The organism is Pseudobutyrivibrio sp. AR14, assembly GCF_900101325.1.
Classification (GTDB): domain Bacteria; phylum Bacillota; class Clostridia; order Lachnospirales; family Lachnospiraceae; genus Pseudobutyrivibrio.
In genome coordinates, this window is record NZ_FMUY01000016.1 from 34,394 (window position 1) to 54,201 (window position 19,808).

Annotated in this window: 23 protein-coding genes; 3 read left to right on the plus strand and 20 right to left on the minus strand. The window is 34.8% G+C overall.

The window, feature by feature from the left end; genetic code table 11:
* Nucleotides 1–29: 29 nt before the first annotated feature.
* The 5 genes from BLP50_RS12335 to BLP50_RS12355 are packed head-to-tail and all read right to left on the minus strand — an operon-like array spanning nucleotide 30 to nucleotide 3,652.
* Nucleotides 30–767, minus strand: coding sequence for an amino acid ABC transporter ATP-binding protein (locus BLP50_RS12335; RefSeq protein ID WP_090155202.1), 738 nt, complete (start codon nucleotides 765–767; stop codon nucleotides 30–32).
* Nucleotides 768–1,442 carry an amino acid ABC transporter permease gene (locus BLP50_RS12340; RefSeq protein WP_090155204.1) on the minus strand — a complete coding sequence of 225 codons (675 nt, stop codon included), beginning with the start codon at nucleotides 1,440–1,442 and terminating at the stop codon, nucleotides 768–770.
* Nucleotides 1,423–2,082, minus strand: a complete 660-nt coding sequence (locus tag BLP50_RS12345) for an amino acid ABC transporter permease (RefSeq protein ID WP_090155206.1) — start codon at nucleotides 2,080–2,082, stop codon at nucleotides 1,423–1,425. Before BLP50_RS12345 ends, BLP50_RS12340 begins: the two co-directional genes overlap by 20 nt.
* A 35-nt stretch (nucleotides 2,083–2,117) precedes the next feature.
* Nucleotides 2,118–3,008 (minus strand): transporter substrate-binding domain-containing protein, encoded by an 891-nt coding sequence (locus BLP50_RS12350; protein ID WP_090155208.1) that lies wholly within the window; start codon nucleotides 3,006–3,008, stop codon nucleotides 2,118–2,120.
* A 23-nt stretch (nucleotides 3,009–3,031) separates the two neighbouring features.
* Nucleotides 3,032–3,652 (minus strand): SGNH/GDSL hydrolase family protein, encoded by a 621-nt coding sequence (locus BLP50_RS12355; RefSeq protein ID WP_090155210.1) that lies wholly within the window; start codon nucleotides 3,650–3,652, stop codon nucleotides 3,032–3,034.
* Nucleotides 3,653–3,918: 266 nt separating this feature from the next.
* On the opposite strand from BLP50_RS12355, the gene BLP50_RS12360 reads away from it, so the two are divergent.
* Together BLP50_RS12360 and BLP50_RS12365 are read left to right on the plus strand one after the other, a co-directional pair.
* Nucleotides 3,919–4,320, plus strand: coding sequence for an RrF2 family transcriptional regulator (locus BLP50_RS12360; protein ID WP_090155212.1), 402 nt, complete (start codon nucleotides 3,919–3,921; stop codon nucleotides 4,318–4,320).
* Nucleotides 4,321–4,471: 151 nt separating this feature from the next.
* Complete coding sequence (locus tag BLP50_RS12365) at nucleotides 4,472–5,056, plus strand: hypothetical protein (protein WP_090155214.1); 585 nt, start codon at nucleotides 4,472–4,474, stop codon at nucleotides 5,054–5,056.
* A gap of 73 nt (nucleotides 5,057–5,129) precedes the next feature.
* Here BLP50_RS12365 and BLP50_RS12370 read toward each other — a convergent pair whose 3' ends face one another.
* The 3 genes from BLP50_RS12370 to BLP50_RS12380 all read right to left on the minus strand — a co-directional run bounded on the left by BLP50_RS12370 (nucleotide 5,130) and on the right by BLP50_RS12380 (nucleotide 6,867).
* The gene (locus tag BLP50_RS12370) at nucleotides 5,130–5,435 is read right to left on the minus strand and encodes a hypothetical protein (RefSeq protein WP_090155216.1); all 306 of its coding nucleotides are present in this window, start codon (nucleotides 5,433–5,435) and stop codon (nucleotides 5,130–5,132) included.
* A gap of 10 nt (nucleotides 5,436–5,445) precedes the next feature.
* Nucleotides 5,446–5,829: a hypothetical protein gene (locus BLP50_RS12375; protein ID WP_090155218.1), complete on the minus strand. Its 384-nt coding sequence runs from the start codon at nucleotides 5,827–5,829 to the stop codon at nucleotides 5,446–5,448.
* Nucleotides 5,830–5,952: 123 nt separating this feature from the next.
* On the minus strand, nucleotides 5,953–6,867 hold the full coding sequence (locus BLP50_RS12380; RefSeq protein WP_090155220.1) for a LysR family transcriptional regulator: 915 nt from the start codon (nucleotides 6,865–6,867) through the stop codon (nucleotides 5,953–5,955).
* Nucleotides 6,868–7,063: 196 nt separating this feature from the next.
* Here BLP50_RS12380 and BLP50_RS12385 point away from each other — a divergent pair, with 196 nt between their 5' ends.
* The gene (locus tag BLP50_RS12385; RefSeq protein WP_090155223.1) at nucleotides 7,064–8,182 is read left to right on the plus strand and encodes a 5-methyltetrahydropteroyltriglutamate--homocysteine S-methyltransferase; all 1,119 of its coding nucleotides are present in this window, start codon (nucleotides 7,064–7,066) and stop codon (nucleotides 8,180–8,182) included.
* A gap of 46 nt (nucleotides 8,183–8,228) precedes the next feature.
* On the opposite strand, the gene BLP50_RS12390 is transcribed toward BLP50_RS12385, so the two are convergent.
* The 12 genes from BLP50_RS12390 to BLP50_RS14355 form a co-directional block, all read right to left on the minus strand.
* Nucleotides 8,229–9,473, minus strand: a complete 1,245-nt coding sequence (locus BLP50_RS12390; RefSeq protein ID WP_090155225.1) for a sensor histidine kinase — start codon at nucleotides 9,471–9,473, stop codon at nucleotides 8,229–8,231.
* Nucleotides 9,461–10,195, minus strand: a complete 735-nt coding sequence (locus tag BLP50_RS12395; protein ID WP_090155227.1) for a LytR/AlgR family response regulator transcription factor — start codon at nucleotides 10,193–10,195, stop codon at nucleotides 9,461–9,463. Before BLP50_RS12395 ends, BLP50_RS12390 begins: the two co-directional genes overlap by 13 nt.
* 243 nt (nucleotides 10,196–10,438) lie before the next feature.
* Entirely contained in the window at nucleotides 10,439–12,049 is a 1,611-nt protein-coding gene (locus BLP50_RS12400) for an Ig-like domain-containing protein (protein ID WP_090155229.1), read from the minus strand.
* Nucleotides 12,050–12,051: 2 nt separating this feature from the next.
* Nucleotides 12,052–13,179, minus strand: coding sequence for an HlyD family secretion protein (locus BLP50_RS12405; protein WP_090155231.1), 1,128 nt, complete (start codon nucleotides 13,177–13,179; stop codon nucleotides 12,052–12,054).
* A gap of 6 nt (nucleotides 13,180–13,185) precedes the next feature.
* Complete coding sequence (locus BLP50_RS12410; RefSeq protein WP_242869272.1) at nucleotides 13,186–13,641, minus strand: hypothetical protein; 456 nt, start codon at nucleotides 13,639–13,641, stop codon at nucleotides 13,186–13,188.
* A 55-nt stretch (nucleotides 13,642–13,696) separates the two neighbouring features.
* Complete coding sequence (locus BLP50_RS12415) at nucleotides 13,697–15,976, minus strand: peptidase domain-containing ABC transporter (protein WP_090155234.1); 2,280 nt, start codon at nucleotides 15,974–15,976, stop codon at nucleotides 13,697–13,699.
* Between the two features lie 181 nt (nucleotides 15,977–16,157).
* On the minus strand, nucleotides 16,158–16,514 hold the full coding sequence (locus BLP50_RS12420; protein WP_090155236.1) for a hypothetical protein: 357 nt from the start codon (nucleotides 16,512–16,514) through the stop codon (nucleotides 16,158–16,160).
* A 237-nt stretch (nucleotides 16,515–16,751) separates the two neighbouring features.
* Complete coding sequence (locus BLP50_RS12425) at nucleotides 16,752–17,720, minus strand: zf-HC2 domain-containing protein (protein WP_090155238.1); 969 nt, start codon at nucleotides 17,718–17,720, stop codon at nucleotides 16,752–16,754.
* Entirely contained in the window at nucleotides 17,717–18,196 is a 480-nt protein-coding gene (locus tag BLP50_RS12430) for an RNA polymerase sigma factor (RefSeq protein WP_176753775.1), read from the minus strand. The genes BLP50_RS12425 and BLP50_RS12430 overlap by 4 nt, the downstream gene beginning before the upstream one ends.
* A gap of 152 nt (nucleotides 18,197–18,348) precedes the next feature.
* Nucleotides 18,349–18,900 carry a hypothetical protein gene (locus BLP50_RS12435; RefSeq protein WP_090155243.1) on the minus strand — a complete coding sequence of 184 codons (552 nt, stop codon included), beginning with the start codon at nucleotides 18,898–18,900 and terminating at the stop codon, nucleotides 18,349–18,351.
* 18 nt (nucleotides 18,901–18,918) lie between these two features.
* A complete protein-coding gene (locus BLP50_RS12440) occupies nucleotides 18,919–19,326 on the minus strand; it encodes a hypothetical protein (protein ID WP_090155245.1) in 408 nt (135 codons plus the stop codon).
* Between the two features lie 237 nt (nucleotides 19,327–19,563).
* The coding region (locus BLP50_RS14355) for a hypothetical protein (RefSeq protein WP_176753776.1) at nucleotides 19,564–19,808 on the minus strand (245 nt) is incomplete at its 5' end.

The window sequence follows — 19,808 nt, forward strand, 5'->3', positions numbered from 1 at the left end:
CATACAATACAAAAAAGCTACACATTTTTTTATTCGTAAGCAAATGTCTTTAGGAACTTCTTTGCTCTTTCTGTTTTAGGCTCAATAAAGAATTCCTTTACATCTCTGGTCTCTTCTACAATATCACCCTTATCTATGAAAATAATTCTGTCTGCAATAGCCTTAGCAAAAGCCATCTCATGGGTGACAATAAGCATAGTGGAACCAGCCTTAGCAAGAGCTATCATAGTCTCTAATACCTCATGAACCATCTCTGGATCAAGTGCTGCTGTAACCTCGTCAAATAATATCACCTCAGGGTGCATTAAAAGTGCACGAACAATAGCCACTCTTTGCTTTTGTCCTCCAGAAAGCTGTCTTGGATAATAATCCTTTTTGTCCACGAGTCCCACCTTATCAAGAAGTTCTATAGCCTCCTTGGTAGCCTCCTCTTTATCCCTCTTCTGTACCTTTGTAGGGGCGAGAATGATATTTTCAAGAACTGTTTTGTGAGGGAACAGCTCATAGGACTGGAAAACCATTCCAATCTTCTGACGTAACTTTGTAATATCCCTTTTACCGGCCTCAACTGGAAGTCCTGATATTGTAATCACACCTCCCTGAATCTCCTCGAGACCATTTAAACATCTTAAAAATGTGCTCTTTCCACAACCCGATGGACCAATTATTACTACTACTTCCCCCTTTTCTACAGACAGATTGATATCATTTAAAACTGTATTCTGTCCGAACTCCTTGTGTAAGTGTGTTACTTTTAATAATTCCATTTACTCCCACCTTTTCTCTAAATATGTTGCGAGCCGGCTGATTGGCCAGCATACAATGAAATATAGTAAAAATACAACTGCAAATACGCCAAAGGCTGCGTTAGGCGACGAATTTCTATTTGCCTCTATAATTTGCTGCGCCACCTTAAGCACCTCAACGATTCCAATCATAAGTACAAGAGATGTTGTCTTAATCATTCTTGTAATTAGATTTATAGAAAGTGGAATCAGTCTCCTAATTGTCTGTGGGAAAATGATGTAGAAATATGTCTGCACCTTGTTAAATCCCAAAGCCATTGCTGATTCAAACTGGATTACTGGAATACTCTTTATAGAGCCTCTTACCAGATCTCCCATCTCTGCAGTTCCCCAAAACGTAAATACGATAATTGCCGATGCTTCTGCTGAAACATCCCAACCAAAAACTCTAGTAGTTCCAAAATATACAATGAATAAAAGTACCATCTGAGGCATGATTCTTACCACCTCAAGATACACTTTGAGTATTGCCTTTAAAAATGGGTTGTTTAAAGTCATCAACATTCCAACAACTAGTCCAAGAATGATGCTGAGTACAACAGCAATCAAGCTAATTTCCACCGATACCCATAATCCTTGAAGTAATCTTAAAAAGTTGGTTCCTTTAAATAGAACATCAATCCCCAAACTGTCCATAGCGCATCCTCCTTTCTACAATTGCACCTATTATAGAAATAGGAAGAAGCATTACCAGGTAAAAGATAACCAAAAGGAATAAGCATTCTATTGTCTTTGCATACATGCCTATCAAATCCTTTGCTGTAAACATCAAATCCATCAAACTGATTGTGGAAAATACGGATGTCTCCTTCAAAAGGAAAATAACATTTGCAAGAATTCCCGGAACACTTATAGAAATCGCCTGTGGCAAAATAACATGCCACAATGTTTGGAAATCACTCATTCCAAGGCTAAGTGCGCTCTCGGTCTGAATAACAGGCACTGCTTCTAGGCCACTTCGAAATGTCTCTATCATATATGCACCGCCTAAAAGCCCAAGTCCTAGCACACCACAGGTCTTTGCTGTTATTTGAATTCCCACCTTTGGAAGGGCAAAATAAATAAAAAATAACTGTACCAAAAGTGGTGTATTTCTAAATAATTCAATGTATATTCCCACAATCTTCCTAAGCACTGGTGTCTTAAAATGAATAATGGCAGAGCCAATTAAGCCTATTACAAAAGCCAAAATAATGCCCTGCCATCCAATTTTAAGTGTTAAAAATAGTGCATCCTTATAGAGTGGGAAATATTCAATAAGAATATCCTTATCCATTACTATAGGTTACAAATCCTTTCGTATAATACTTCCTACTTGCTAGGCTCTACTACAAGCTCATCCTCGTAATCAGCACCATATGTATCAAGAAGTGTTGCCTCGTAATCAGCATGGAAGAAATTCTCGCTTCCGAGAGATACAAGCTCGTCATTTAACCATGTTAAAAGTGTCTCATTACCCTTTGTTACAGCAGGAGCAATTGTATCCTGATCACCAAGTGATGGGATGCCTACTGTATAGCCTTCGTTTTCAATTGCAAAAGCAATAACCTCTGTATTGTCATTAGCCCATGCTACGCCGTTGCCATTTTCAAATGCTGTCTTTGCCTCAGCGTAAGCATCATACTTCTGAAGCTTGATATCTGGGTAATTCTTAGCAAGATATGTCTCTGCTGTTGTTCCTGAGATAACGATAACCTCGTCATCAGCACCTAAATCATCGAGGCTTTCGATTACAGCTCCATCAGGTGAAACAACACCAAGTGCTACGTTCATGTATGGTAAAGCAAAATCAACTTCCTGAGCACGCTCTTCTGTAACTGTAAAGTTAGCAAGGATGATATCAACTTTTCCTGTCTGAAGATACTCGATTCTGTTAGCTGCCTCAGTTGATACATAGTTAATATCTACTCCAAGGTCCTCACCGATTTTCTCAGCAAGATATACATCATATCCAGCGTACTCACCATTTTCATCTACATAGCCGAATGGGCTCTTGTCCGAGAATACACCGATATTGATTGTGCCGCTTTCTTTAATTTCATCAAGTGTTCTAAAACCTGCTGCGCTTTCACCTGCCTCTACAGCGCTTCCATCAGCACTGCTGTCAGCCTTGTCAGATGAACCGCAACCAGTAAGTGAAGCTGCTAAAAGTCCTGTCACTAAAAGTCCACTTGTTAATGTCTTTACTAAATTCTTTTTCATATTAATTTCCTCTTTTCTATTAATTAAGCTGCAACGAGCTTTTTGTATATTGCATTCGCTAGTGCAAGATGTCCCTTTTCATCCAAATGCTCCTGATCTGTTTCTGATGGCTTAGCCACATCAGATGCTGCCAAAAACATACAATCAAACTCCTCTGCAAGCTTTGCAAACACTGCCTTAAGCTCCTTTGAAGTGATAACTGATTTCTCATCAAACTCAGGATCAAACTCTTCCTTCCATACTGTATCTCCCAAGTGGATTGGGGAAAGAAGTAGGATTTTCGCTGCGCTATTGTTGTCTCTAATCTGTCTAAGTAAAATCTCAGCGCCTCTGGCTATAAGCTTTGGTGAAGCATTATAGACAGCCTTACAATCATTTGTTCCAAGCATGACCACTACTGTGTCAACAGGTCCATGGCTCTCAAGAAGAATTGGAAGTAATTTAGAGCCATTTCTTCCCTGTCTTGTGCTGTCCTCAAAAACTGTAGTCCGTCCTACCAGTCCTTCCTCTATCACTTCATAATTCTGGTGACCAAGCATCTCGGAGAGCACCCCGGTCCATCTTTCAGTTTTTTCAAATCTGCCACTACCGTCTGGCTTTAATCCATATGTGTTTGAATCGCCAAAGCAAAGTACACTCTTCATCTTGGTCTCCTTTCTGTGCCCTTTTGTATGGGCTTTTGTCTTGCATGTTGGTATATTAAACCTACTTGCCTACTGAGTCAATAGGTTTAATAATAAGCAAAAATTATAGTCTGCTATCAATTCTATTAATAGCAACTTCAACCTCTATAAATTATGCCTTTTTTGATACAGGCTATAAAAATCTGTTACTTATTGATTTGCCTATTAACCTATCGTATAATAGTACAAAACCAGCGATTGAATTAAAAAATTATGGAGGATTGATTATGTTCAGTACAAAGGGTCGATATGCACTGCGTGTCATGATAGACTTAGCTCAACAACATAGTGAAGAATACATTCCCCTAAAGGACATCGCAGAGCGTCAGGATATTTCCAAAAAATATTTAGAGATCATTGTTAAAGAATTAGTTCACGGCGGCTTTGTAAAGGGTGTCAGTGGAAAAGGTGGCGGATACATGCTTACTCGCTCTCCTGAGGAGTATTCAATTGGAGAGATAATCGAGCTCATGGAAGGAAGCCTTGCTCCAGTTGCCTGTCTAGCAGATGGCGCTGAGGATTGTCCTCGCGAAAAAGTATGTAAGACACTCCCTATGTGGACTGAGTTCTACATGTTAGAGCGAGACTTCTTCTACGGCAAGAAGCTCAGTGATATAGTAAATTCATAGTATTTTCTACTTGAAACAGTCATCTTTTGATGGCTGTTTTTTTATTTGCTTTTCATATTAAATACCACAATATAATTTAATAGTTGACGAATAAGTGCATTAGTGTTATAACTGTACTAGAACTTGTAACACAGTAATAAGGAGATTATTTATGAAAAGAAAATTAGTATTGCTTTCAGCAGCAACAATTCTCAGCCTTTCCCTTTTTGGCTGTAGTACAGAAGTAACAAATGATGATATTCCAGAAGATACAGTTTGCCAAGCTCCATCAGATGATTACTGTGGAGGCTGTGGTACATCTATTGAGGATCTTGAGACTTTAGAGACAAAAGATAAAATTGCCCAGACTACTGTAGAATACAATGGAGTTAGCTTTTCTCTATTCGCAGATGCTAATGCTATTCTTGACGAATTAGGCGAGCCAACTGAGACAAGTGAATTTGATTCATTCTACAATAACACTTATGAAAATTGCGTTATCGAATATGAGTCAACTAACGATGACCCTACTATTGATTATTTATTAATTAAAACTGATGAATTTACATCAAACGGCATTAAAATCGGTGCTTCTGAAGAAGAAGTAAAAAAAGCATTTGGTGAACCATCAAGCGAATATGATTGTGAAGACCAGCACTTCTTTGATTATTACTATGATGAATTCTCACAGTACTTTACTTTCAAAGATGGTAAACTTGTAGAATTCTCTTTCACAGCCAACTGTACTACCGAATAAACCTGTTAACACCCTACCCCTAATTAACATAAAAGGGAGGCCATAAGGCCTCCCGATCTTTTTGCAATTTTAATTATTTAGTAATTGATTTTCTAACTACTCCCTTTGGATCTTTTACTAAAAGATAAACAACCCAAATGATAAGAGCAAAGGCGATTACTGATAAGCCAAGAAAACTATCGTTAATCATATCTTCTAATGCAGGATTGAAATACTCTGCGCCAAGCTCAACGTACTCTGCAATAGCATCTACAAACCACATAAGTGATGCGCCCCAGAACATGTACATTAAAACATGAAGCTTCATATTGTCATTCTCTCTGTTGTACCATTTAACTGTTGTAATAATAGCAGCGAAAACTGTAAGTAATAAAGTCATCTTCTACCTCCTACTTTGCAGCTTCTGTATTTGCAACTGGACGCTTAACAATCACATCTGCAGCTACACAAATACCAATCCAAACAACAGTAACAAGAAGTGCCATACCAACACCTACTGTGCCCATCTCGTGAAGCATCTCTGCCTTGTCCTCTGGATTCTCCATAGCTGTTAAGAATGGGAAGAATGGCTTAACCTCACCATGCCATACGTGCTCATATGCTAAAAGCACAGCACCACCCCAAAGTAAGTTTGTTAACCACTTTAACTTACGAGAAAATGGAATACCTGTTGATTCTGCAGCCTTTTCGCCACCCTTATTCTTTTTTTCAATACTCTTCTTAACTATAGTTGAAACTATAGCCTCGCCAGCTGGCACTGTAAAACAAGCCATAATAGACCTCCTTATTAATCATGAATTCGAATGAAATTATATCAATATTATAATTAAATATGAACGTCTTTAAGAGCTTATTTCTATTCTAATTGTGATAGCATCTATTCCTCTATGGAATATCTAATTATTTTTCCCTTCAGCAGTGTATTTTACAAGCATTTCGATATAGTTTTTTGTCAGCTGAGACTTTGGGATACTGCTTGGAAGAATGTAACCAATTTCCATGTAATCATCTACCTTTAGGGGCTTAGCAATAATATTTGCGCCATTAAGCTCCTCACTTATAACGCCGCTACAGATAGTATATCCGTTAAGACCAATCAAAAGATTAAAAAGGGTAGCTCTATCTCTTACGATTATCTCCTTATCACTATCGATAGTGCTAAGTATCTCCTCTGAGAAATAAAAGGAGTTATGACTTCCCTGCTCATATGAAAGACGTGGATATTCCTTTAAATCCTCTAAACTTAATGATTTCTTTTTGGCCAAAGGGCTATTTTTTCCAATGAATACATGAGGCTTGGCCTTGAACAAAAGATGAAAATTCAGGCCGTTGTCCCTCAAGGTCTTTTTAATAACCGTCTCATTAAACTTATTAATATAGAGAATTCCTATCTCACTTCGAAGCTTCGCCACATCCTCGATAATATCGTAGGTCTGGGTCTCTCTCATGTGAAACTCATATTTATCTCCACCATATTTTTTTAAAAGCTCAACAAATGCCTCCACAACAAAAGAATAATGCTGGGCAGAGACACAAAATCTCTGCTTGATGTGGCTGACGCCTGTATACTTCTCCTCAATCAAATTAGCCTGATCTAAGACCTGTCTGGCATAACCTAAAAACTCATCTCCCTCAGGAGTGATTTCTATTCCCTTGTTGGAGCGGGTAAATATAGTAATATTGTATTCATTTTCAAGTTCTCTAATTGCAGAGGTCAAACTAGGCTGAGCTATAAAAAGTTTTTTTGCCGCCTCAGTAATATTGCCTGTTTCTGCAACTTCAACCACGTATCTAAGCTGTTTTAGTGTCATGTCTTCTCCTTATATTAAAACCACTCAATAGATTCTTCAGCTATTATAGCTTTTATTATAGGTAAAATCTATCAATCAGTCATAATTTTTTATATTTTACCTATCTACTCACTAGGCATATAATCCTCATATTGAACATATTGTAAAACATTGGTATTGCGCAGAACCGTTAAAACTAAACAAAAAGGAGAATAAGATGAGCAAAATACAGACACCTTACAGATATGATTTTGTAGGAAGTTTCCTTAGACCACAGGCTCTTAAGGATGCAAAAGCAGCTTTTCAGGCTGGCAAAATCACAAAAGAAGAATTCGATAAAGTTGTAAATGAAGAAATCACAAAGGTTGTAGCTAAGCAGAAAGAGCTTGGTTACCACGTAATCACAGACGGAGAATTTAGAAGAACATTCTGGCACCTTGATTTCATGTGGGGCTTTGAAGGAGTTGCCCACGAAAACACAGGTGGCGGCGTTAGCTTCAACGGGGAGCTTGCATTACTTGATGACACATATCTTGTAGGAAAAATCAAAGCAAAGGCTCATCCATTTGTTGAGTATTTCAAGTTCTTAAAGCAGTTTGAGGATGAGAATACTGTTGCAAAATATACTATCCCAGCTCCTGCTCAGACTTTCCAGCAGATGATTGTCCCTGCAAACTATGAAACTACAAGAAAGTTCTATCCTACAAATGAGGAATTAATCCAGGATATCGGAGTTGCATACCAGGATGTTATTAAGCAGTTCTACGAGGCAGGCTGCCGCAATCTTCAGTTTGATGATTGTACATGGGGTGCCATCGTAGGAGATGCTGCAAAGCAGAGATATGCAAGGCTTGGTATTGATCTTGAAGATGTTAAAAAGCAGCTTCTTGAAGTTAATAACCTTGCACTTGAGAACAAGCCAGCTGACATGGTAATCACATCACACATTTGCCGTGGTAACTACCATTCTACATTCTTTACAAGTGGCCCATACGACTCAGTAGCTGACTACGTATTTGCCAAGGAAAATGTTGATGCTCTCTTCCTTGAGTACGATGATGCACGCTCTGGTGGATTTGCACCACTTGCTAAGGTATCACCTGATAAAAAGGTAGTTCTCGGTCTTATTACAACAAAGACACCACAGCTTGAGAACAAGGAGACAATCATTAAGCGTATCAAGGACGCATCAAAATATATTCCACTCGATAGACTTTATCTCAGCCCTCAGTGCGGATTTGCTTCATGCGAAATCGGTAACAAACTTACTGAAGATGAGCAGTGGGCAAAGCTTAAACTAGTTAAAGAAATCGCAGAAGAAGTTTGGGGTAAATAATCCATACATAAAAAGGCAGATGCTTGATGCATCTGCCTTTTACTATCTAAATTAATATTTCAACATTAAACATTCCATTTTGAGATTTTATATTTAGTATTCCATCATATTTATTTACAACTGCTTTGATGTTACTTAAACCATGGCCATGATAGGTCTTGTCATTCTTAGTGGTTTTAATCTCTCCATTATTTATGAGTATTTCTTTATTAGTAGGATTATTCGCCATAATACATAGAGAATTATTATAAGGGTAACTAACCAGTCTTATGGTATCACCCTTTTTACATGCCTCAATCGCATTACTAAGTATATTTGAAAAAATAATACACAGATCATAATCCTGCACTACATTTTTGCCTATTAACTGTACCTGCATCTGCAAACCAATACCAGTTTCCTCACATTTAGCCTTATAACTTCTCAATATTCCATCTACAGCTACATTTCCTGAAATTACTGTATTATTAATTGGTTTTGCATTATCTAATAATGTTTCACAATAGTCCTTTAGCTCATCTATTTTGGATTTTTCAGCCATATGATGTATGGCATTTAAATGAGCTGATAAATCATGTCGATATTGATGATACTTCTTTTCACTTTCAAGTATAGCATCTACTTGTTCTTTCTGTGCCTCCAAAGTCACTTTTTGGTATAGTAGTTTTTCCTCTTCATTTTGAATTTTTCTGTTCAAAAAAATTGAATATACCGTCAACAAATATATAACGCTACAGAGCATTGTGGTAAAAAACACATAAAGTGTTATAACATATCTACCTACATTTCCCTTTTGAATGTTACCAATCGCTCCCATAGAAAAAGCGATAAATACTGTCAAAACATTAATTATTATAAGCTCAAGATTTGTTAAATCTATACTACTCAAATAAATCTGCTTTTTCTTCTTAATAAAATACAATAATAAAATTAATGCCCAAGTAATCAATACACAATAGAAAATTCTGTAATGTATTTTTAATGCAAAATAATACGATAAATATCCCCAAACCGTGTTTAATGATATACATACTCCAAAGGCTGGAAAATATAAACCTATTATATTTCTTTTTTCCCCACTGAATGCCGGTAACAACAAGGTCCCTGCTATTAAAGATATCTGTGTTGATCCAAAATGATAAAAAATACCTAGCAATACTATTGCAATCTCAATTAATCCAACAACAATCCAATAAGTAATTTTCATCCTTTTGAATTTTATATCTAATAACTTTACATACACCCATATAAATTGCCCAAGTAAAAGAATTATAAATACTAGTTTTGCCATCCTACTCTCCACTTTATCTTTTCAAGCATAAATTCATTGTGGGCATTTTTTGTATTATTAACGTAGTTCCTTCCCAGTGGAACACATGTAGCCCCCTCTAATTCAACTTCCTTATAATTTATGCTCGTAATATAATTCATATTTACCAAAAAGGATTTATGGCATCTTACAAAAAAACCATCTAATTGTTTTTCCCAATTTGCAATTGTGCCTCTTTGGAGTATACCTCCACTACAATCAACTAGCACAATCCTTACATAATTACCTTCAGCCTCAATATATTTTATTGAGTCTTCTTTTATCTTTGCATTCTTGTCTAGAACAATATATCTAGTATCTTTATATGTCTTATACGCAATATTAACCCAATGAATAATCTGTTTTTCACCTACTGGCTTTTCTATAAATCCAATAACATTTTTACCGAAGGCTTCTTTCATAAATCCTATATGGTTAGTAACGAAAACTATATTTGAAACATTCGTTTTTGTAGTTAAAATATCTTTTATTTCGATACCACTTCTCCCTGGCATTTCGATATCTAAAAACAACAAACTTATCTGCTCATCATTTGCATTTTTCAATAAATCCTCTCCGGATTTATATTCTTTTATCTCTGCTTTTATTCCTAAATTTTCGAAATGGTTAAGTACTATTTCACTAATAGTTTTTCTGTTTTCTTTGTCATCGTCACATACAGCCACAAGAAATTTTGTTTCCATTTTCTACCCCTTTACCTCACATATAATAATACTACAAAATAGAGCTCAAACAAAAGAAAAAAGCCCAGTAAATACCGAGCTTTTTTAGATAATCATTAAATAAATGGCCAGCCGTCATCCCACATGATGTGTCCTCCTTTGTTGTGTCATATATTTTCTGTGGGTACACAATACCTTATTCGTCTATTAGTTTCAAGTCTTTGTGACGAACAACGTTATTTTTGTGATGAACAACGTTATTTGCTACCAAAACAGATATCTCTTCTTTGTAAAAATGTATACTGCAACTAATATCCCTATAAAACCTACTCCTATAAAAAACGCATTTACGTATTTTTTTTCTAACTTAATTTTTTCATCAGAAAACTTATACTTTCCTGCTTTTGTAATTAAGATATTGTCTGCACCTCTGTATTGTATTTTTTCATATGTCTTTTTTGACACGTTATAAAGATATAGATCTTTACCTGTTACATCAATTAAACTTTCATCATCAATAGATAAAGTTATTTCACCGCACAGATTTTTACCTGCATTTATTTCAAATTCCACATCCCCATCTTTACCCTTAGTGAAATTGACTTTTGTATTTAATTCATTATTGTAATTAACAATATTTTTTCCTTCTACCTTTATAGAATATCCATCGCCCACAACAATATAGTTTTTCTCATTCTCATATATATATTTGAGCATATCTTTCGTTAATAATGAATATTCTGCTGCATCTATTATTCTTCCAAATTCATAACTCGTTTCATTATTTATATCATTTTCGCTTAAATCATTGCCCTCAGCCTTTCTCTTACCGGTTTGGTTTACTATAACAGTTACCAAAACAGACAAATCTTCATTAGAAACAATAATCGAAGTATTACCCACTTTCTTAGCAGTGATAACTCCTTCTGGAGTAACACTTGCTACACTTTCATCCATGGATTTATATTTTATTTCTTGATTAGATTCTTCAGGCACAACACTTGCATTTATATTTCTTGTATCACCTGGCTTTAATACGAAATAATCCTTGTCGATAGATATCTTCTTGGTCGCTACTACTACTTCCAACTCTATTTTTTTGCTAATATCTCCTGCCGAAACTGTAATAGTTACCTTTCCTTTACCTATACCTTTTACTTCGCCTGAAGAATTAACAGTTGCCACTTTTTCATCAGAAGATTTAAATTTTAACTCTGTACCTGAGGCTTCCATAGGCAATATCTTGGCATTAATAACTATTACCTCATCAATTTTAATTTTCTTCTTATAAGAAGATATTTCAATATCCTTAACCTCAGTCTTTTTTTCTGACTCCTTTTCTTTAACTTTCAGTGTAAAAGATACTTCTTTTTCTCCACATTTAACAGTTATAACCGTCTGTCCAGCAGCAAGAGCTGATATTCTCCCTAACCCGTTTATAGTAGCTATCTCTTCATTAGATGAACGAAATTCAACTGTATTCCCCTCTGCATCTGTAGGTATCAAAGTAACCATTAATAGCTGCTTTGTCCCAACTAGCATTTCTGAATTATATTCGCCTAAATCTATATCTGTAACTTGCTTCGAGTCATCATTCTCACTTGGTACTACTTCCTCTTGAGGTGTCTCTTGAGGTGTTTCTTGTGGTTCGTCATTTGCTGTTTGGTTTTCAGATAACTCGTCTTCTTTACCTTCACTAGTGGACTCTTCAATAATAGTTGATTCCTCAACAACGTTAGTTTCTACCGAGCCTTCCCCAACAGATACGTTTGGCTCCGCTATTTCCTCCGCATATACGGATGCACTAAAAATACTCATTAGCACAGCTAAGCTTGTAACATATATAGCAAATAATCGATATAGTTTCTTCTTCATTGTTACTTTCTAGTCCTTATCCCTAATTTTTCCAACGCATAATTAAAATATGAAACCTTATCGTAAGTTATCCTACTTACTGTTGTCATTCCGTTCACTATATCAACCTTATCTCCTGATTTACTAACCACATAATTGTTGCCCATAGCTATAATCACTTTAAATGCTTGGGTTTTAGTACCATCTGAACTTTCTTGACTAGTAACATTACTATCGATTCGTTTTATAGTTCCATCAATCGTTCCATATATATTTTGTGACAAACCATCTACAACAATTTGAACTTTATCTCCCTCATGGATTCTAGCCATATCGGCTGTTGACACATACGCTTCTATGATATTACTAGAATTCGCTGGTGTGATAATAGCTACGGTCTGGGTAGTTTGAACAACCATACCGTTCTTGTAATCAGCAAGCAAATGTACCGTTCCTGAAGCAGTTGCTACAACAGTATATTCATTTTTTCCAGAGCCTATAGCTGAAAGTTGAGAATCGATTGCCTCAATCTGAATTTTTGCTTCCGAAATAGCACTTTCCGCAGATGCAATAGCATCATAGTATAGCTGCGATATTTTACCTTCACTCTTTTCTAACTCTATCTCTATCTGCTCATCTGTATATCCATATGCTTCATAAGTACTTGTATCTATAGTGTTTTGCTTTACCTGCGATTTATAAGATTCATATGCGCTGTAATACAATACGTCATCTGGATCACTATCATTAAAATAGTTCACATCATCCTTTATTGATTTTACAAGCAATTCATTTTTTTCTATTTTATCCTCGTATGCCTCTTTGGTAAGTTGCAACTGCTCAGCTTGAATATTGTACTCGGTGCTCTTGACTTTAAATAATTCATCGCCTTCTTCTACTAGTTGTCCCTCATACAAATTACAATCTGTAATCTCTCCAGTATAAGTGCACATTACATAGTTGCCCTCATCACTTGTGACTGTCCCAGTTGCCTGAATTATATATAATTTCGGAGTTCTAATACTCCATACTACAGCCAATGCAATAAATATTGTTAGTACAATAATCAGCATATAACCAAATCCAGGTGGATTTTTATCAAACATTATTCGAGAATCTTTTAGTTCTTCAAGTGTCTTTATTTTTTTCATACTAGTCTACTTTTTTATTGGCATAAATATGTCTGCCACCATTGTTTCTTCCTCAACATTTTTACTAACATATATTGTGTAGTTTGAGCCCTGCAATTCTATATCATTCTCAAAAGCATAGACTCCTATTTTATCAAAAGCGAATTTCACTTTACTTTCTGGTCCCTTATATCTTGCGTATAGACAATCTGTCACCCTGATAGTAGGTTCCATAGGATAATCCTTATCACTAGAATGTAAATATTTGTCACACTGAAGCATAAACTTTAATTCAAAATTCATTTCATTTTTTTCATTCAAATCTACACCTGTATACTGAATCAAAGGTCCTATTTGCTTCGCTCCATGAGTCATTATATATGTGTTCATTTTATTTATTTCCAAATCAAAACTCCCTGGATTATCATTTGATAAATCCATTGTTTTAGAAATTACATTTTGAAGTTTTAATGTTTTATTCACTGAAATCTCTATGCTGTTCATTATTAAATCCTTCCATCAAAAAATATAAACCTACTTATGTATAGACTAATATATCTTCGTCATCAGCCCCTTCCAGGACACTGTTATCTTCTGGCTCATTATCATTAACAGTATTCATAAAATTGCCCTGCTGCATTTCCCATAATCTATAGTACTGTCCTTGCTTTTCTAGCAATTCTGAGTGTGTTCCCTCTTCGATTATTTCTCCTTTATCTAACACAATTATCTTGTCGCAATCTTTTATTGTCGCCAATCGATGTGCAACTATAAGCATTGTCTTTTCTCTAAACTTGTTATATATCATGTCGAATATTATGTTTTCTGTAGCAAAATCTAGATTACTTGTGGATTCATCCATGATATAAAATTGGTTATCTTTCAAAAAAGCTCTAGCTAAAACGATTCTCTGTTTTTCGCCACCACTTAATCCATTTCCAGCTTCCTCGAGATAGGTATGATATTGCATAGGTAAGCGTTTTATAAATTCATGGGCGTCAGCCTTTTTTGCGGCTTCCTTTACCTCATCAAGCGTTGCTGTCATTTTGCTTGCTCTTATATTGTCATATATACTTTTTGAAAATAACTCTATGTTTTGAGGGACATAAGATATAGCCCTTCTCAATGATGTATTTGTATAATCTTGTATATCTACACCATCAATAGTTATTTCTCCATTTTCAGGCTCATAGTATTTCAATAACAATTTAGCAATCGTCGATTTTCCGCTTCCGCTAGCTCCTACAAGTGCAACTTTCTTTCCCTTTGGTATTGTGAAACTAACATTATTCAAAGCAGGTTTTCTGTTACCATATCTAAATGTGACATTTTTAATTTCAATATCACCATCTACATGATTTATTTCTTCATACCTATTTTCTATTTCCAAGCTTCCTGCATTCGCGCCAGCACCGTCACCATTGACTTGCTGTTCTCGCTCATAATCCATTATTTCCGATAATCTCTTCATTGATATATTTGCTTCTTGGATTTGAAGTTGCAAACCTATTAAATTACTAATAGGATTCATGAAATAGCCTGAAAGGGTCATGAAAGCCATATAACTTCCCAACGTCAAATCATTATTAATTACAGAACTAATTCCAACATATAACAGAATTAAATTACCTATTCCCGATATAACACTTGAAATAGTTCCCTGAACATTGGATAACATACTCTCCTTGTATCCAATTCTTAGCGATTTAATGTATTCACGCTCTATATTTTCTAATTCAATATCTTCATTTGCGTTTCCTTTTATTGTCTCAACAGCACGTAACCCTTCAATTATCTCTGAGTTTAGGATTGATGCCTGTTGCATCTGTTGCTCGTTAATCTTTTTATATGGCTGTTTAAATATAAACACCAAAATTACACTTACAATCATCATAAAAACTATTACTACAAATAGTTTTGTATTCATCTGAAATAAAAATGCTCCAGATGCCAATGCCATTGTTATATCCATAACTAAAGACAACGCAATACTGGTAAATATATTTTTAATCGTAAATGCATCTGAAAATCTTGTGGTAATGTCTCCCGTTTTTCTTGAAGCAAAAAACTTCATCGGAAGCTTATATATATGCTCAAAGTAACCCAGCATAAGTGGGATATCTATTTTTATTGATAAATGCATTAGTATCCATTGCCTAATGAAACTAATGATTGTTGACGTCAAATTTACAACTATAAAAGCTATTAAAACTGTCCGTAGCAGTTCTTTTTGCTGATATGGGAGTATTTCATCATAAATAACATTGTTAAATAAAGATGAGATAATTCCTAAGAAGGTTACAAGAACCGAAGCTAGAAATGCATAAATAAAAAGCTTTTTCTGAGGTAACAATAGTCTTATATATCGGTCGAATATCTTGTCACCTTTTATCTTGCTCTTTTCGAACTCATTATTAGGTGCTAACAGTAATAGATTTCCGGTAAAATTCTTATAAAATTCCTCAATTTCAACACGTTCTAAATCTTTTGCCGGATCCCCAATTACAATATATTTATCATTCTTTTTAAATATAACGACAAAATGAGCAAGCCCTTCTTTTGTCACTATATTTGCTATACAAGGCAAAGTATAGTTGCTAAGAAAACCTTCTTTATCAACTTTTACTGCCTGTGTTGTAAACCCCAATGTTTCAGCACACTTGGACAAACCTATTAGATTTGTACCCTTTATATCTGTACCCATCATATCTCGAAGACGGGTAATTGTTGTTTCCTTCTTGTAGTGTAAACACACCATTGCCATACAGGCGGCGGCGCAATCCGTATAGTCATGTTGCTTAACAAATGTGTATCTCATGCTGCTGTCCCATCCAATTTTTTTATAATTATATCTGATGAAATTTGTCCATTAAACTACAATGTGATGAACAACGTTCTTTTTGTGATGAACAACGTTCTTGATATATTTATTCCATAAAATATAAAACATCCGCCCAATAAAAGAGCGGATGCTACTACATTAACTATTACTATTATTTCTACGACAATGCCCAAATTGTATTCCATACTATCTGGTATCTATCTACAGCATTATCTACATCAACACCATTTGCGACATGTGAATACACCGCATCATTTAATAGTGGGACCTTACTTAAAAATGCAGCTTTATAATATACAGCTGCATGACCGTAAATTTCTTTAGCCAACTGATCGACTGTTACCTTTGTCCAACCATAATTTCTTATTACCTCTTTTGCCTTTTCTGTAGCTTTAGTCTTGTCTAAATAGCCTGGAAACATTCCGAGGTTAACACCACCACAAATTCTTTCCATAGCTTCTTTGTCAAGTGAATAAAACTTGCTAGGTAGTTCAATTGAATTAATTTGTTTCATTTGTTTTCTCCTTTTAATTTTTTATTGATTATTACGTGCGCACTTTTAAATCCATATAATAAAATCACATGAAATTATTATCTATTAACTTTTTTCATTTTATCCAACCAATATTTCCACAACAATATAAATGTGACGAACAACGTTCATTTTGTGATGAACAACGTTTTCTCCATTAAAAAAGAAGTGCAAACAGCCATAACATGCCTGTTAGCACCTCTTTTGCACAACGAATTATTAAACAGTTAAGTTAAGAATTCCAAAAATAATCAGCATCAATGAAAAGGCGCACTGCAAATATCCGCGTTTCATTTTCTTACTAATATTTGTAATCCCTCTCCATACAAATAATGCTGCCACTATGATTGGACCGCCACCCCATATTACTCTATCAATAATTGGTATCTTTGTCTTAGCACCCCAAGAAATATCATCTGGCAAATACTCACGAGGAATTATTTTTTTGTAGTCTTCTCTAGGTGAAGATCTAGGAAACTCTAATTCCACGAATATAATCTGATTATTTCCATCTGTTAATGCGTAAGTTAAACCATTTAGTTGATCTCCATTATTAGCTTCAGGACTGCAAGACTTTATCGCCAACACATCCCATCCATCTATTCCTGAGTTGTCAGTAATATTGTAAGAATCCACAGAGTCTATTTCCTTAAGTCTATTGACTTCTCTGCTGTAATCCTCTTCTTTATATTCAACACTCATATAACCTGTGTATGCTGTAGCATCATCATAGTAGGTTACAATTTTATAGCCATCAACACTGGAATTAGATGCTATTGATTCAGGCCATATTTCTTTCATCCTATCAGTAAATAATTCGTTCCTTGTATCCTTATATATAGATGAATCCGAATAAATATTTTTATTATTTTTTTGATCGTAAACTAATACTAGTATTAACATCATCGCAATAATAAAAAGAACCATCATTACAGTGGCAACTAACTGTATAGATTTATATAACATTTTTTTTGAAAAATTTTTAAAAGACTTTGCTTTTTGCAATTCCAATTCTTTGTTGAAATATACTTTTTCTACATCATTAGATTCTTTTAAATCCTCTAAATATTTTCTGCACTCTTGGCATTCTTCTATATGCTGTTCAACTATTTCCTTGCTCTCCTGACTACAAGCGGAATCATAATACAATGGTATTAAATCTTTAATTACATTACATGAATACTTCATTCTAATCCCTCCTTTACCATCATCTTTGCTCTGTGATATGTCACTCTCGCCCACCCCTCTGTTTTACCGTGGATTGATGCTATCTGTGCAAATGAAAGCTCCGCAAATGCTCTCATCCAAAAAACTTCTTTATATGGATCTCCTATCTTATGAAGAATCTCTTGAATTTTTATATATGCCTCTTTATCAGAGACTACTTCTTCTACACTTTTTCCAGTAATCTCCTCATTAAGCAATAAATCCGAATTAACCGTAATCTTTTCTCTTCTCGCATAAGTATAAAAACAGTTTTTTGCAATTTGACATAACCAGGTGCTAATTTCACAATCACCTCTAAATGAATCTATACTCTTTAACGCTCTGAAAAAAGTTTCTTGTGTCAATTCTTCTGCACAATCTTTATCCGAAGAGAGTTTTAACAAGTAATAATAGATTTGCGGATAATACTCTTTATATATTTCTTCAAAGTCGGCCACAATTACCCTCCTTTCGTTTTTATACTAATAAGACTCTTTAATTTATTTTTCGTTACAAAGTTTTTTAAAAATTTTTCAATTCTATATTCTATTTTTAATACAACTAGCTTTCCAAAAAAGGGAACCTTCCTCTTAGAAGGTTCCCCTAAAAACTAATAGATACTATAATCGAATTTTTCCAATTCCTCTGCATCATAGTTATTTGGTCTATATGATTCTTCTATAAAACTCCAATCATCCAAAAATGTATTACAAACATATATTATCTGCAAATTGTCCACATCTAGTAAAGCATACTCATATCTATTTTGGTAACTGTATGCCGCTACAATTGCAGGTAACGAAAATAAATCCTCAGTGTAATATACTTTTTCACCATTATTAGCTACTTCTTTCAGTCTCGCAACTTCAGACTCATACTCGTCCTTTTCATATGTTTTAACATTATATATCTGATGAGATGTGGAAAAACCATATATCTCTTCTTTGGCATAAACATCAGAATAATAATCATCTCTGTCAGGAAAAATGAGCATCCCTGTATGAGCTTCTCGCATATCTTCCCTTACATCAGATACTATTTTATAAACCTCTTTGGGATCATTAGTTGTATATGGCTCATTTGTTGAACTATTATTTCCACATGCCGTCAACAGTAATATGCATAAAGCGCTCATTATTAATGAAATTATTCTTTTTCCCATAATTGTCTACCCCTAGAATTAAATTATAGATGGAGCTACTACATAAAATGCATCATAAACAACCCATCTTTCAACACCAGCAACTGTAGCTGTATCCTTATGATTTTCTACATCAATTCCGTTGTTTAATGAATTTGCAATTTGATTTGCCTTACTTCCAACAGTTCCACCTGCTAAAGATAATAATTTAGCTACAGCTCCTACGCCTCTATAATATAATGCAGCGTGAAAGAAAATCTCTGCTGCCAAATCATAAAGCGAGATATTACTCCAACCCTTCTGGCTCTTATATACGCCAGCGAATGCTAAAGCTCCTGCTTTTGTAGCTAATGCTGGATTGTAAGAAATTGTTTCTCCACCATATGTGATTACTTGTTCTTCTTCATTTAATACTACAAACTGCTTTGGTAATTGTAATTCTTTCATATTTTTCCTCCTCTTTTTTGTAGATTCAGATTGATATATACGCGCTTTTTTCAATCAATATAATAAATTCACATGAAATTATTATCTATTTTCATTCTAGCAAAGCAATAAATATACATAAATACAAATGTGATAAACAACGTTGTTTTTGTGATAAACAGCGTTTATTAGAACTTATCAATAGAATTCCACAATAAATTAAGGACCCCAAAAGAGGTCCTTAGCTTTTTCATTTACTTAGAATATTTTATTCACATTTGACATATCCATATCTTTCAACTGATATTTTTCAGGCAAATATTTACCAAGTATCATTCCCAAATTTCCCGGTACTATAACTTCTACATATGTAATAGAAGTTCCTTCTGAATCCGGTTTAATAGCATATACTAATCCAAAATCTTTATCTGCATCGATTGCAAGAATCGAATAATTCTCTGGTTCTCCTGACACATTAAACAGGCCTTTACCTTCTTCCACAT

What these genes read in the sequence shown, in the direction of transcription:
- BLP50_RS12335 (WP_090155202.1), bottom strand. Translation starts at nt 767, where the DNA reads ATGGAATTATTAAAAGTAACACACTTACACAAGGAGTTCGGACAGAAT.
- BLP50_RS12340 (WP_090155204.1), bottom strand. Translation starts at nt 1,442, where the DNA reads ATGGACAGTTTGGGGATTGATGTTCTATTTAAAGGAACCAACTTTTTA.
- BLP50_RS12345 (WP_090155206.1), bottom strand. Translation starts at nt 2,082, where the DNA reads ATGGATAAGGATATTCTTATTGAATATTTCCCACTCTATAAGGATGCA.
- BLP50_RS12350 (WP_090155208.1), bottom strand. Translation starts at nt 3,008, where the DNA reads ATGAAAAAGAATTTAGTAAAGACATTAACAAGTGGACTTTTAGTGACA.
- BLP50_RS12355 (WP_090155210.1), bottom strand. Translation starts at nt 3,652, where the DNA reads ATGAAGAGTGTACTTTGCTTTGGCGATTCAAACACATATGGATTAAAG.
- BLP50_RS12360 (WP_090155212.1), top strand. Translation starts at nt 3,919, where the DNA reads ATGTTCAGTACAAAGGGTCGATATGCACTGCGTGTCATGATAGACTTA.
- BLP50_RS12365 (WP_090155214.1), top strand. Translation starts at nt 4,472, where the DNA reads ATGAAAAGAAAATTAGTATTGCTTTCAGCAGCAACAATTCTCAGCCTT.
- BLP50_RS12370 (WP_090155216.1), bottom strand. Translation starts at nt 5,435, where the DNA reads ATGACTTTATTACTTACAGTTTTCGCTGCTATTATTACAACAGTTAAA.
- BLP50_RS12375 (WP_090155218.1), bottom strand. Translation starts at nt 5,829, where the DNA reads ATGGCTTGTTTTACAGTGCCAGCTGGCGAGGCTATAGTTTCAACTATA.
- BLP50_RS12380 (WP_090155220.1), bottom strand. Translation starts at nt 6,867, where the DNA reads ATGACACTAAAACAGCTTAGATACGTGGTTGAAGTTGCAGAAACAGGC.
- BLP50_RS12385 (WP_090155223.1), top strand. Translation starts at nt 7,064, where the DNA reads ATGAGCAAAATACAGACACCTTACAGATATGATTTTGTAGGAAGTTTC.
- BLP50_RS12390 (WP_090155225.1), bottom strand. Translation starts at nt 9,473, where the DNA reads ATGGCAAAACTAGTATTTATAATTCTTTTACTTGGGCAATTTATATGG.
- BLP50_RS12395 (WP_090155227.1), bottom strand. Translation starts at nt 10,195, where the DNA reads ATGGAAACAAAATTTCTTGTGGCTGTATGTGACGATGACAAAGAAAAC.
- BLP50_RS12400 (WP_090155229.1), bottom strand. Translation starts at nt 12,049, where the DNA reads ATGAAGAAGAAACTATATCGATTATTTGCTATATATGTTACAAGCTTA.
- BLP50_RS12405 (WP_090155231.1), bottom strand. Translation starts at nt 13,179, where the DNA reads ATGAAAAAAATAAAGACACTTGAAGAACTAAAAGATTCTCGAATAATG.
- BLP50_RS12415 (WP_090155234.1), bottom strand. Translation starts at nt 15,976, where the DNA reads ATGAGATACACATTTGTTAAGCAACATGACTATACGGATTGCGCCGCC.
- BLP50_RS12420 (WP_090155236.1), bottom strand. Translation starts at nt 16,514, where the DNA reads ATGAAACAAATTAATTCAATTGAACTACCTAGCAAGTTTTATTCACTT.
- BLP50_RS12425 (WP_090155238.1), bottom strand. Translation starts at nt 17,720, where the DNA reads ATGAAGTATTCATGTAATGTAATTAAAGATTTAATACCATTGTATTAT.
- BLP50_RS12435 (WP_090155243.1), bottom strand. Translation starts at nt 18,900, where the DNA reads ATGGGAAAAAGAATAATTTCATTAATAATGAGCGCTTTATGCATATTA.
- BLP50_RS12440 (WP_090155245.1), bottom strand. Translation starts at nt 19,326, where the DNA reads ATGAAAGAATTACAATTACCAAAGCAGTTTGTAGTATTAAATGAAGAA.